Origin of the sequence: Weizmannia sp. FSL W8-0676 (assembly GCF_038593015.1) — a bacterium.
GTDB classification, from domain to species: domain Bacteria; phylum Bacillota; class Bacilli; order Bacillales; family Bacillaceae_C; genus Weizmannia; species Weizmannia coagulans.
Genome location: NZ_CP151954.1, coordinates 2856295 through 2868662 on the forward strand (window position 1 = coordinate 2856295; position 12368 = coordinate 2868662).

Consider the following 12368-nt stretch of genomic DNA (forward strand, 5'->3'; position numbering starts at 1 on the left):
TGTTTCTTATTGTATACAGGCTGGTGCCTGAATGCAAGGAAAAATTGGATTCGGCGAATACGTTGGTGATTATTTTCGAGGGAAAATCGTTCGAAATGCCATTTTAAACGGTAAAACCGTACGAATTATCTTTACGCATTCCAAATAATTGCAGGAATCCGCTGCATATAAGCGCATGCTGGTCCCGCATATCGCCGCACAAAAACAGGCAGCAAACATGTTTGCTGCCTGTTTTTGGCTTACATATCGTCTTTGGAAAATGCGCCGGGGAGGAGTTCTCCGACAGTGGTTAGCCGCCTGTCGCCTTTTGTGTTGACAAGCAGGACCGGCATATCTTTCCCGCAAAATTCGCTCATCACTTGGCGGCATGCCCCGCATGGCACAATGGGTTCATCCGTATCGCCGGCGATGACCATGTATTGAAATTCCCTTTCCCCTTCGGATACAGCTTTAAAAATAGCCGTTCTTTCCGCACAGTTGGATAATCCGTATGATGCATTTTCAATATTGCATCCTAAATATTCCTTCCCGCTTTTTGTAACAAGGCAGGCACCGACTTCAAAGTGGGAATAAGGAACATAGGCGGCTTTCCGGATTTCAATGGCATCTTTGACCCATTTTTCAACATCCATGTCTCGCACTCCCTTTCTTAATCGCTTAAGATTTGCACCGGCCCGACAGCCAAAACGGGCGAACCCCCGCTTACGATTCGCTCACAATTTTCACGCCAGAGCTGGCCCCGATTCTTGTCGCGCCGGCTTCAATCATGGCTTCCGCTTCTGCTTTTGTATGAATTCCGCCCGAAGCTTTGACGCCGGCTTTGTCCCCGACTGTTTGCCGCATGAGTTTTACATCCTCTACCGTGGCACCCCCTGTTGAAAATCCGGTTGACGTTTTGACAAAATGGGCGCCAGCCTTGACAGACAGCCTGCAAGCCAATTCTTTTTCTTCGTTTGTCAATAAGCAGGTCTCAATAATGACCTTGACCAATTTTCCTTGTGCCGCTTCCACGACCGCACGGATATCCGCTTCAACGGCTTCTGTATTGCCGCTTTTCAATGCGCCGATATTGATGACCATATCAATTTCATCCGCGCCGTCCCCGATTGCTTTTTTCGTTTCAAAGGCTTTTGTCTCCGCCGTTGTGGCGCCAAGCGGGAAACCGATGACGGTACAGACTTTCACGCCTGTTCCAGCCAGCTCTCTGGCAGCCAATTTCACCCAGTAAGGATGAATGCAGACAGATGCAAAATGATATTGTGCGGCTTCTGCTGTTAATTTTAAAATGTCTTTTTCGGTTGCTTCCGGTTTCAATAAAGTATGGTCGATATACGCTGCAAGGTTCGCCATAAAATTTCCCCTTTCAATAGGATATATTATTCTGTAATGATCTTATGGATCAGTTTCGGTTCCTCGAAGTGATCGGAAATGGTGATATTGTCGTATATTTTTTCCTTCACGTCTTCGACTGCTTCCCGGTTTGCATAAATCGTGGCGAGCGGTTCTCCGGCTTCTACCCGGTCGCCTACTTTTTTCCGCAAAACGATCCCGACTGCAAAATCAATTTTGTCTTCTTTCGTAGCGCGTCCTGCCCCCAGCATCATCGCCGCAACCCCGATCTGGTCCGCAACCATTTTGGAAACGTACCCGGAAGTTTTTGCCGGAAGATCGATCGCATATTTCGCTTGCGGCAGTTTTTCCGGATGGTCAATTACAGAAGGATCCCCGCCCTGATTGGCGACAAATTTTTTGAACTTTGCAAGGCCGGCGCCGCTTGCGATGGCTTCTTTCAGCATGTTCCTTGCTTCTTCCAATGTCGTTGCTTTTCCGGCAAGCACCACCATCTGGCTGCCGAGCGCAAGCACCAGTTCCGTCAAATCGTCAGGGCCTTCTCCTTTTAGCGTATCGATGGCTTCTTTTACCTCGAGGGCATTCCCGATGGCATATCCGAGCGGCTGGGACATATCGGAAATCACGGCCATGGTTTTGCGGCCGACATGGTTGCCGATCCGGACCATTGTTTCAGCGAGGCGGATGGCATCTTCTTCATTTTTCATAAAAGCGCCGGCGCCTGTTGTGACATCTAAAACAATGGCATCTGCACCCGCAGCAATTTTTTTGCTCATGATTGAACTTGCAATCAGCGGAATGGAGTCCACCGTCGCAGTGACATCCCTGAGTGCGTACAGCTTTTTATCAGCGGGGGCCAGGTCAGCGGTTTGTCCGATAATCGCGACTTTTTCCCGGTTCACCAAATCAATAAACTGGTCTGTCGTAATTTCAACATGAAACCCTTGAATGGATTCCAGTTTGTCAATGGTACCGCCTGTGTGCCCCAAGCCCCGGCCCGACATTTTCGCTACCGGGACGCCGAGTGCTGCGACAAGAGGGGCCAGGACAAGCGTTGTTGTGTCACCGACACCGCCGGTTGAATGTTTGTCCACTTTGATGCCGTGGATGGCGGACAGATCAAGAGTCTCCCCGGAATGGACCATCGCCATGGTCAGATCCGCGATTTCACGGTCTGACATATCCTGGAAATAGATGGCCATAGCTAGGGCGCTTGCCTGATAATCGGGAATGGTGCCTTCTGTATACCCCTTCACAAAAAAGTTGATTTCTTCTGTTGCCAGTTCTTTGCCGTTCCGTTTTTTTTCAATAATATCGATCATCCGCATGGCTCGTCACCTTTCTTTTCAGCGTAGTTCGTTCAAAAAGCTGGTCCCGATTTTGGGCGCACGAACACCGAAGTTCTCTGCGACCGTTGCGCCGAGATCGGCAAACGTCTGCCTTACAGGAAGGGCGCGGCCTTCTTTAAAACGCGGGGAGTAGACAAGCAGCGGCACGAATTCCCGTGTATGGTCCGTTCCTTTAAACGCCGGGTCGTTTCCGTGGTCAGCTGTAATAATCAGTAAATCTTCTTCCGACAGTTCCGGCAGCACTTCATCCAGCCGTTTGTCAAACGCTTCAATCGCTTGTCCGTAACGGATCGGATCACGGCGGTGGCCGTATTTCGCGTCAAAGTCGACAAGGTTTGTAAAACAGAGGCCGTGGAACGGTTTTTTCAGTTCGTCTACTAATTTATCCATGCCGTCCATATTGCTTTCCGTGTGGAATCCTTTTGTAATCCCGTGACCGCTGAATATGTCGTTGATTTTGCCGATGGCGATGGAATCCAGCCCGCTGTCTTTGATAAAATCCATCACAGTTTCTTCCGTTGGTTCCAGTGTAAAATCTTTCCGGTTGGATGTTCTTGTAAAATTATCGGCGGACGTTCCGACATACGGCCTTGCAATGACGCGCCCGATCCGGTAAGGCTCATCAATCGTCAGCCCCCGCGCATATTCGCAGATTTTGTACAATTCTTCAAGCGGGATGATTTCTTCATGGGCCGCAATCTGGAGAACAGAATCACCGGAAGTATACACAATCAGCTCCCCTGTCTCCATTTGCCTTTCACCGAACTGCTTAATGATTTCCGTGCCGCTTGCCGGTTTGTTCCAAAGCACTTTGCGGCCGCTAAAATCCTCGATTTTTTTTATCAATTCATCCGGGAAACCTTCCGGAAACGTGTGCAGCGGGCTTGTGACAGGAAGGCCCATCATTTCCCAGTGGCCGTCCATGCTGTCTTTCCCTGCAGAAATTTCCTGCATTTTGGTGAAGAAAGCTTTCGGATGCTCCTGAACCGGCACCCCAACGAGCGGATTTTCTGGACGGATATTGGACAATCCCATCGCTGCCATATTCGGGACGTTGAGCCCGTTCATTTTTTCGGCAATATGGCCGAGTGTGTCGCACCCTTCATCGCCGTACTTTTCTGCATCGGGCGCTTCTCCAATTCCGACCGAATCCAGTACAATAATCGATACTCTTTTAAATTTTTCTGCCATCATTGTTCTCTCCTTTATGCCAAAACATGGTTTGAAAACTCACTTGCCTCATTTGCTGGTACTGCTCAGGCACCCCGTTGTGAAAACAGAATGACAGCCACATTGAAAGGTTTACCTGAAAAAACGGTTGGCCGGCAGGCAGCAAGGAAGACCCGGAAAACGCGGTAAATATTTTTACCTGCTGTAATCGCTTCCTTTCGCCCCCATCATAGCCCTCTGTTTTTTCTTTGTCAATATCTGGGACACAGCGATATTGGGGGCGCCTGTTTTTTCGCGCGTTGCGTCCATTCAGGATTGGCTTTATTGCAAGCCGGCAATCTGGAAAATCCAGCCAATCAGCACACCCGTTTTCCGCGGACCTTTTATCCCGGCATTTGTATTGCGCTATGTTGCTTGGCTATCACAATGCAGGAAACCGCATGCCTGTTTTCTTCTTTTACCGGAACCCCTACTTTATCCCTGTTCCATGCCCAGCAATTGTTTGGCGGTATGTTGATCGGTAATCAATACATTTGCATAGCCGGCTGTAAGTGCCGTATGGGCAGGAAGGACTTTCCGCCTGCCGCCCGCAACGAGGATGGACCATTCTTTTTTGCGCAGTTCCGCAAGTTCAATGCTCACCGTCCGCCTGTCAATCGACGTGTCGCATATCTTTCCGTTTCGGTCTATAAACCGTGAGCACACATCCCCGACCGCTTTTTCCATCAGTTTTTCTTTTTCTGCTTCGGTAAAATAACCGAGCTTAAACAGCAAGGCCTCTTCATCTGCAGCCCCGACCGTAAAAATGGCTGCCTGGGCTTCCCTGCCTTTCTCTATAATTTTTTGGATGGATTGATCTTGCATGACGATTTCCATGGCTTCCGCCTTTTCAAACAACAGCGGCAACGGAAAATAGACAGGGAGCGTCTGCAGGGCATTGCCGAAAAGCATTAACGTTTCCCATGCGTACGTGTTTACATGCGAGAAACTCGTCCCGCCTTTTAACTGTACCACTTCTGCCCCTTTTACATGCATTTTCGGAAGTTTTGCCGCGACCTCATAGATGGTCGATCCCCAGCTGATGCCGATACTCATACCGTTTCGGATCAACCCGCTTAAATATTCGGCCGCCCGGATGCTCACATAATGCAGAATGGTTGCCGGATCTGATGCAGGTGAAAACGCGACACACGCCTCTTTCAGGCGGTATTTTTCGGCCAGCTGCTGCTCGAGTTGCTGCAAATCCACGAAAGGGTCCGCAATTTTAATTTGCACATATCCTTTTTCTCTCGCGTATTGCAGCAATCTGGAAACCGTCGGGCGTGATATTTTCAAATGTTCAGATATCTATTGCTGGCTGTAGTTCAATTGATAATAGAGCTCTGCCACTTCAATGCTTAACTTGCTTTTCTCCATTTCTTTCTTCATCAGGTTCCCCTCCCCGGCCTGACACGAAAATGGCGCTTTGTGTAAAATTTTTTTGGAAAATCGTGCAGCGCGGCAGCATGGCTTGGCATGCAAACATGCAGCAGCCCTTTCTGCCTTTATTTTAACCATTCTTCTTTTCATTTGGCAATCGGGTTTGTGAAATTATTTTCATGTCCGCGTTTACAAAATTTTTCGGGCGTGTTATATTGGCACTAGAATTCAAGATGCATCTTGGTTTGACTATCTTTTCACCTTTTTCAACAATTCAGGCATGCTGCATCCGGCCATTTTTACGGATGACAATTTCAGTAAAGGAGCATCATAAAATGAGCACACATATTGGCGCAAAACAAGGCGAGATTGCTGACACGATCCTGTTGCCGGGAGACCCGCTCAGGGCGAAGTATATTGCGGAAAATTTCCTTGAGAACGCGGTATGCTATAACGAAGTGAGAAATATGTTCGGATTTACGGGAACGTATAAAGGCAAAAAAGTATCGGTCCAAGGCACAGGCATGGGCATTCCTTCCATTTCGATTTATATCACGGAACTGATGAAGGATTACGGTGTGCAAAATTTAATTCGTGTCGGGACATGCGGCGGCATTCAAAAAGATGTCAAAATCCGCGATGTCATTCTAGCCATGGGGGCATCGACCGACTCCCAAATCAACCGGAAAATTTTCGGTGCAATGGATTACGCACCGCTGGCAAATTTTGACTTGCTGAAAAGCGCATACGAAAGCGGCGTGGAAAAAGGATTGAATTTGAAAGCCGGCAATGTGTTCAGTGCAGATTTATTCTATGATGACTACGCTGACCACGAAAAATGGGCACAATACGGCATTTTGGCCGTAGAAATGGAAACTGCAGCCCTTTACACGCTGGCAGCCAAATATGGCAGAAAAGCACTGGCAATTTTAACGGTCAGCGACCACCTGTTAACTGGGGAAGCGACAACGGCCGAAGAACGCCAGACTACATTCAATGACATGATCCGCGTTGCTTTAGATGCTGCTGTAAAGTAAGCAAAAAATGTTGCCGGCCGGTTTATCGGCCGGCTCTTCTTTTTCCCGGAATCTATTGCCCTTCCTGGTTTTTCTTCCCTTTCCTGTAAACTGAAAATTTAATCTTTGAAAGTAATTTTATGTTTGCGTTTACAATTGTTCAATTCAGTGTTATATTCACTTTGTGAAACAGAACACAGCCACCATGTTTTTGTATGATTTTTTTCCGAAAACATTTGAAGTTTCAGATGTAACCGGAAGCGTACAAGGGACATGCTGAAAGCTTCATAAATGTTTTGTTTATCTTAATGGAAAGAAGGTCTGTGCCATGTTCGGATATTTGCTTCTCAACATCGTTGGCATTTTGGTATTTATTGGCGTCGCTTATTTATTGTCAAAGGATAGAAAGAATATTCATTGGAAATCCATTTCCGTGATGGTTATCCTCAATATTTTCCTGGCCTGGTTTTTAATCCGTTTTCCGGTAGGGCGCGCCATGGTGCATGGGGCAGCATACGGTTTTAACTGGCTCGTGCAGACGGCTTACGACGGCATCGGGTTTGCATTTTCCAGCTGGGTGCATGTCAAACAAATGGACTTTTTCGTCAGTGCGTTGCTTCCGATCCTGCTCGTCGTTCCTTTATTTGACATTTTAACTTATTTCAATGTATTGCCTTGGATTATCGGCAAACTCGGATGGATTTTGTCCAAAATTACCGGCCAGCCGAAATTCGAGTCGTTTTTCTCTGTTGAAATGATGTTTCTGGGCAATACGGAAGCGTTGGCGGTTTCCAGCCTGCAAATTAAAAAGAACAGCCCGGAGCGGAATTTAACGCTGGCGATGATGTCGATGAGCTGCATTACCGCGGCTATCGTCGGGGCCTATACACAAATGGTGCCGGGACAGTTTGTGCTCTCTGCAATTCCGCTCAATATTATCAACGCCATTATTGTGGTCAACATCCTGAACCCTGTAAAGATAGATCCGGATGAAGATAAAGTGGTGGAAGTCAAAAGAGAAGAAAAAGAACCTTTCTTTTCTTTCCTTGGCGACTCCATTCTGGCAGCGGGCAAATTGATTTTGATCATTGCCGCTTCTGTTATCGCTTTTGTCGCACTTGCCGCATTGATTGACAAACTTCTGATGCTCATAGCCCCTTGGCTGACACTGGAATCGATTTTGGGCATCATCTTGTTCCCGTTCAGCTTTTTGCTCGGGCTGCCGGCAGACCAGGCTTTCCATATGGCACAATATATGGGGACAAAGCTGGTTACCAATGAATTTGTCGTAATGGGTGAAATTGCGCCAAAAGTCAATACGTTCGCACCACATTTCCGCGCCGTCCTTTGCACGTTCCTGATTTCTTTTGCGAACTTCTCGACGCTGGGGATGGTGATCGGTGCGTTTAAAGATTTGTCGGACAAGGCCACCGTCAACCATATTTCGAAAAATGCAGGCTATTTAATCCTTTCCGGTATCCTTGTCTCACTCATGAGCGCCGGCTTTGTCGGTTTGTTTGTATGGTGATAGGATGATCATGTGTAAAATTTCCCCTGAAAACAGGAGCTTTGTTCCGGAAGAATAAATATAAAAAAATCCGTGCACCCTTCCTGTTCGCGGCGGGTGCACGGAGAATGGCGGAAAGGCCGTTAAAAACGCGGACTACTCTCTATCTGATGCCCGGACGGAATAGGAAGGAAGGCAAAGAAGCGCCGTTTTTTTCCGCCCCGTTGCTGATTTTTTTCATCTTTCCGCTGTTTGATAAAATCAGTTTCTGTCTGTTCATGCCGGCGGGAGGTGTAACAAACATCCCGTTCTAAACAGGGCGGTTACCAATAGAACATACAAATAAAAAGGGAATGAATCAAAATGTCTCATCACCAGCGTATGTGTCAAGTTTTTCTCGACAAGGTTTAAATATCGGGTATTCCAAGACACTCTTTTTGTACACTTTCGGCTACCGTGCTTTACTTGCTCGGTGTAATTTTCGGAAAAGATGTAATATTTCCGTATAAAGATGGATAACGGGGATGTTGAGGCGCGCGAAATTCACTCGCTTTCCGCGGGCGGCCGGCGAGCCTCCTCGCTCGTACCTCGCTGCGGGGTCTCTCCTGGCTCGCTTTTCCCGCAGGAGTCTCGTAAATTTCGCGCGCCTCAACGATCAGTCCCCACTGAGCCAAGCTTAAAACGAAAGCTCTAATATTTTGCTTAAATGTCCCATTGCCGATGAACTGCTTGAATGCAGGGCAACTGATCCGTGCTTTACGCCCACTGACGGGCGTACAGGCTGCTTGAGTAGTTGAGACATCCTGATTAATTGTTTCAAGTTCCGTTGCTTTCTCTCGCTTCTTGAACGGTGTTTCAGATAGACTTCTCTCAATGTCCCATTGAGTATGCCTTGTTTGATTTTCACCATGGCTTCTGCGCCAAGTTCACTCCAATGCATGCCCCTTTTTTTCATCCTGAAGGAGATATGCCTTTGATTCGATTCCATCGCTCCTAGGCCTCTCGCACCTTCCGGCACGTTTTTCACCCTGTCTCTCCAGTCAAAAATGCGGTCCCAGTTTTTCAAGATATACGAACGGAATTCCTTGATTTTCTTGAGAGCCTTTTTATCCGTCAAGGTGCTTTCGTGCGTATCCAAATATAACGTGAATTGGTCCAGGTCATGCGTTCTAATCGCTTTTCTAATTTGCTCCTTGATCTCGCTCTTTCCGCCCCCAAATGTCCTTATGATGGCTTGTGCAACGTGGTAGGTATCCAGCTGGTTGAGCACCGGAAATTCCGACTGTGAGAAAGCTGTTTGAAACCGTTCAGCTGTGTATCCCGCACCTCCATCACTGTTTGTAATGACATGCGTTTTTTCGAGGGAGTAGGTGTTGGCAGCTGTGGCTTGGACTTCATCCCAAAATGTCTGGATGGCTTCCGTTGTCATGATGACTGTGGGCTGACGCAGGGAGACCCTTTTACCATTGGTTTGCCATCCCTCATAGAGAATGGCGTGGTGGACTTCCATACTCTGTTTCTTTTTTAGTCCCCGAACGAATACACCATCTGCTTCAGAAAACAGGTAGTCTACCTTCTTCCCCTCAGGCAGGGAAACAGCTATTTCTAGCTCTTCTACAAGTGCCTTATCGGCTTCCGCCTGAGTTTTCCCTACGTGTTTTACCATGTTCCCTACAGTTGTGTGACTAAGACTCACTGCTGTCCACTCTTTTAAAATATCAGCTACTTCCCGATAGGTGTTCTCACTTGCCAACTCTGCCACCTTTAATTCCACTAACGGGCTGTATCGTTGGTATGGTAAAAGCCCTAACCATTCATCCAGAGGATAATGTGAATTCCCTTTCTGGTCATGCATTAGTGAACGTTTAAAGGTCACATTTCCAAATAAAAACTGAATGCTTCTGTTATCACTCCGGCAGTACTTCCAGCCATCCTCCAGCTTTTTCTGCTTAATTGTTTTATCTAACGTCTCAAATATTTCCCCAACCCATTGCGTAAAGGCATTCTGGATCAGAATTTTAACTTGTTCTTCAAATTCAATAAGACTTTTTGTATCCTTTAATAATCTAGCAATTATTGATATAATATCCATAGGAAGACCTCTTTCTAAATGTATTCGCCCACAAGCGTACATTTAAATGATAGAGCGTCTTCCCATTTTTTTCCACTCATCTGCCCTTCGAGTAAAATTTTACACATACATCACCAGCTCTATCATGATCGCACGCTGTCTTCCGGCCGGCCATCCTTATGGCAGGCCTTTTCTGATAAATCCATTGTAAAAAGGGAAATCACAGCCGGAATAACCGGTTTTTTTGCCATTTCGTATATCATCATTGTGAATCCGATGATTTTGGCGGATGCCGGGATTCCCGTCAACTTGAGTGTATTTGCCACCATTTTATCTTCCGTGGCTGGCTGCCTGATTATGGGGTTTTGGGCAAATGCACCCATCATCCTGACGCCCGGAATGGGAGTCAATGCCTTTTTTACGTATACGATTGTGGTCAATATGGGATTGCCATGGCAACAAGCGCTTGCGATTTCCATGCTGGCCAGTGTGCTGTATATGCTTGTGGCTTTTACAAAACTGGGCACAGTGTTATCGGCGGCCATCCCGGCTTCCTTGAAAACCGGCATTACAGTCGGAATCGGGTTGTTTCTTGTTGAAATCGGGCTGGAAAAGGCATCTTTGATCCAGCCGGGGAAAGCTTCATTAATCGAACTCGGCTCTCTCACCAATCCGAATGTCCTTCTTTTCTTGTTCGGCCTTTTTGTCAACTTGATGCTTTTTATCAAAAAAGTTAACGGCGGATTTTTGATCGGCATTGCAGTGACAGCTATTGCCGGCATCCTGTTTGGCATCCGCGGCAGCGAATCCGCGCATGTGTCCTTATCCAATTTTACGGGCTATGGCGCGATTGTTGGGAAAGGGGATTTCTCACACCTGCTTTCTCTCCCGTTTTTGCTTGCAGTCTTTTCCATGTCGATGATCCTTATTTTTGAATCGATGGGCATGCTGGAAGGAATCCTCCCTGATAAAAGGAATTTCAAACGGACTTTCGAAGGGAGTGCTGCGACAAGCTTGATTTCGGGTATATTGGGCACAAGCCCGACCGTTGCCGCTGCAGAAAGCGCGGCCGGAATCGAAAGCGGCGGCAGAACGGGGATCATGGCGGTAACAGCCGGCATTCTGTTTGCCTTATCGCTTTTCTTTACGCCGCTGTTGGGTTATATTCCGCAGGCTGCCATTGCGCCGATTATCTTCATTACCGGCGCAATCATGATGCAGCAGTTAAAAGACCTTCATTTCGATGATTTCAGCAGCTGGTTTCCGGCATTTTTGATCATCGTGCTGATTCCTTTTACGTCTAGTATTTCCACCGGCCTTTCTTTTGGTTTTGTAGCTTGGCCCGTTCTGAAAATCCTGGAAGGGAAGGCAAAAACATTGCACCCTGTAATGATTTTATTAGGGGCTTTATTTCTGATCAACTTGATCTGCAGTGCTTTATTATAATAGGAAGAAAAGCGAAAAACCCGTCAGGAAATGAACTTTCCAGGCGGTTTTTTTTGAGGCGCCGCGATGCCGCGGGAGAACATTTCGGATAGGAAAATTCCTGGAAAATCAAACAGTGTCCCGCAAGCCGGCTGGCAGCGGGACACTGTTTGATTTGCTACAATTTTTCTCCGTTTGTTGCACGCTGACGATCATTGCCCTGCCCAGATACCCCTGTTGAAAACATTTCTGACTGCAGCCCATGCCGTTTTGACCTTCATCCGTTCGCCCCGTCTTAATGCAGGGCTCCGCCTGTTTCCACCAGATCTTTTTCGGTCGTGGCGGAGACGGAAACAGCAATTTCAAGCGCTTTGACGATCGTTTCAAGGGACATGCTTGGAGCGCCTGTTTCGGTTGTTTGTTCCGGAATATAAGGCACATGGATAAAACCTGCGCGGGCCGATATGTTGTTTTTTGCCAGATGGTGCATGACGCCGTAAAACAGGTGGTTACAGACAAATGTGCCTGCTGTGTTGGAGACAGCAGACGGGATTCCCGCCTCCCGCAGCTGCCTCGTGATCGTTTTAATCGGCAGCGTCGACCAATAAGCCGCGGGGCCGTCCGCTGCAATCGGGTCGTCAATGGGCTGATTGTGCTGATTGTCCGGGATGCGGGCATCATCGATATTTATCGCCACACGTTCCGGCGTGATTTGCGTGCGCCCCCCTGCCTGCCCGACGCAAATGACAACATCGGGCTTTTCGCGTTCAATGGCCTCAGCAGCGATCCGGATCGATTCGTGAAATACGGTCGGCACTTGCTGCGTGACAATGTGAATGCCTTCCATATTTTTTCCGTCCAATTGCTTGATGGCTTCCAGGGCAGGGTTTACTTTATCCCCGCCAAAAGGATCAAAACCGGTTAAGAGTACTTTTTTCTCCATTTTCCTCTCCTCCTTCAATAAAGTGCAATGATCTCTCGTTTAATCTCGTATTCTCCAAATTTCAAATGGATATAAGCAGGGTAAGGCCCAGCCTCCTATTTGACTAACAGATACATCA

9 protein-coding genes and 1 pseudogene are annotated in these 12368 nt (G+C 47.4%); 3 read left to right on the forward strand and 7 right to left on the reverse strand.

What is annotated here, in order from left to right:
* Positions 1–239 precede the first annotated feature (239 nt).
* The 5 genes and pseudogenes from NST20_RS14040 to NST20_RS14060 all read right to left on the reverse strand — a co-directional run bounded on the left by NST20_RS14040 (position 240) and on the right by NST20_RS14060 (position 5297).
* Entirely contained in the window at positions 240–632 is a 393-nt protein-coding gene (locus tag NST20_RS14040; RefSeq protein ID WP_013860534.1) for a cytidine deaminase, read from the reverse strand.
* 70 nt (positions 633–702) lie between these two features.
* On the reverse strand, positions 703–1350 hold the full coding sequence (gene deoC / locus NST20_RS14045) for a deoxyribose-phosphate aldolase (protein ID WP_013860535.1): 648 nt from the start codon (positions 1348–1350) through the stop codon (positions 703–705).
* A 26-nt stretch (positions 1351–1376) separates the two neighbouring features.
* Positions 1377–2678, reverse strand: coding sequence for a pyrimidine-nucleoside phosphorylase (locus NST20_RS14050; protein ID WP_342399707.1), 1302 nt, complete (start codon positions 2676–2678; stop codon positions 1377–1379).
* An 18-nt stretch (positions 2679–2696) separates the two neighbouring features.
* Positions 2697–3890, reverse strand: a complete 1194-nt coding sequence (locus NST20_RS14055) for a phosphopentomutase (protein ID WP_017554393.1) — start codon at positions 3888–3890, stop codon at positions 2697–2699.
* Positions 3891–4343: 453 nt separating this feature from the next.
* A pseudogene (locus tag NST20_RS14060) lies at positions 4344–5297 on the reverse strand (sugar-binding transcriptional regulator).
* A gap of 326 nt (positions 5298–5623) precedes the next feature.
* On the opposite strand from NST20_RS14060, the gene deoD reads away from it, so the two are divergent.
* Entirely contained in the window at positions 5624–6325 is a 702-nt protein-coding gene (gene deoD / locus NST20_RS14065) for a purine-nucleoside phosphorylase (protein ID WP_013860540.1), read from the forward strand.
* A 307-nt stretch (positions 6326–6632) separates the two neighbouring features.
* A complete protein-coding gene (locus NST20_RS14070) occupies positions 6633–7832 on the forward strand; it encodes a nucleoside transporter C-terminal domain-containing protein (RefSeq protein WP_061574649.1) in 1200 nt (399 codons plus the stop codon).
* Between the two features lie 655 nt (positions 7833–8487).
* Here NST20_RS14070 and NST20_RS14075 read toward each other — a convergent pair.
* Entirely contained in the window at positions 8488–9903 is a 1416-nt protein-coding gene (locus NST20_RS14075) for an ISLre2 family transposase (RefSeq protein WP_342399446.1), read from the reverse strand.
* A 135-nt stretch (positions 9904–10038) separates the two neighbouring features.
* Between NST20_RS14075 and NST20_RS14080 the strand changes: the two genes are divergently transcribed.
* Positions 10039–11328: an NCS2 family permease gene (locus NST20_RS14080; RefSeq protein WP_342400432.1), complete on the forward strand. Its 1290-nt coding sequence runs from the start codon at positions 10039–10041 to the stop codon at positions 11326–11328.
* Between the two features lie 274 nt (positions 11329–11602).
* On the opposite strand, the gene pcp is transcribed toward NST20_RS14080, so the two are convergent.
* Complete coding sequence (gene pcp, locus NST20_RS14085; RefSeq protein WP_342399708.1) at positions 11603–12250, reverse strand: pyroglutamyl-peptidase I; 648 nt, start codon at positions 12248–12250, stop codon at positions 11603–11605.
* Between the last annotated feature and the right edge of the window lie 118 nt (positions 12251–12368).

What these genes read in the sequence shown, in the direction of transcription:
- deoC (WP_013860535.1), bottom strand. Translation starts at nt 1,350, where the DNA reads ATGGCGAACCTTGCAGCGTATATCGACCATACTTTATTGAAACCGGAA.
- NST20_RS14055 (WP_017554393.1), bottom strand. Translation starts at nt 3,890, where the DNA reads ATGGCAGAAAAATTTAAAAGAGTATCGATTATTGTACTGGATTCGGTC.
- pcp (WP_342399708.1), bottom strand. Translation starts at nt 12,250, where the DNA reads ATGGAGAAAAAAGTACTCTTAACCGGTTTTGATCCTTTTGGCGGGGAT.
- NST20_RS14070 (WP_061574649.1), top strand. Translation starts at nt 6,633, where the DNA reads ATGTTCGGATATTTGCTTCTCAACATCGTTGGCATTTTGGTATTTATT.
- deoD (WP_013860540.1), top strand. Translation starts at nt 5,624, where the DNA reads ATGAGCACACATATTGGCGCAAAACAAGGCGAGATTGCTGACACGATC.
- NST20_RS14075 (WP_342399446.1), bottom strand. Translation starts at nt 9,903, where the DNA reads ATGGATATTATATCAATAATTGCTAGATTATTAAAGGATACAAAAAGT.
- NST20_RS14050 (WP_342399707.1), bottom strand. Translation starts at nt 2,678, where the DNA reads ATGCGGATGATCGATATTATTGAAAAAAAACGGAACGGCAAAGAACTG.
- NST20_RS14040 (WP_013860534.1), bottom strand. Translation starts at nt 632, where the DNA reads ATGGATGTTGAAAAATGGGTCAAAGATGCCATTGAAATCCGGAAAGCC.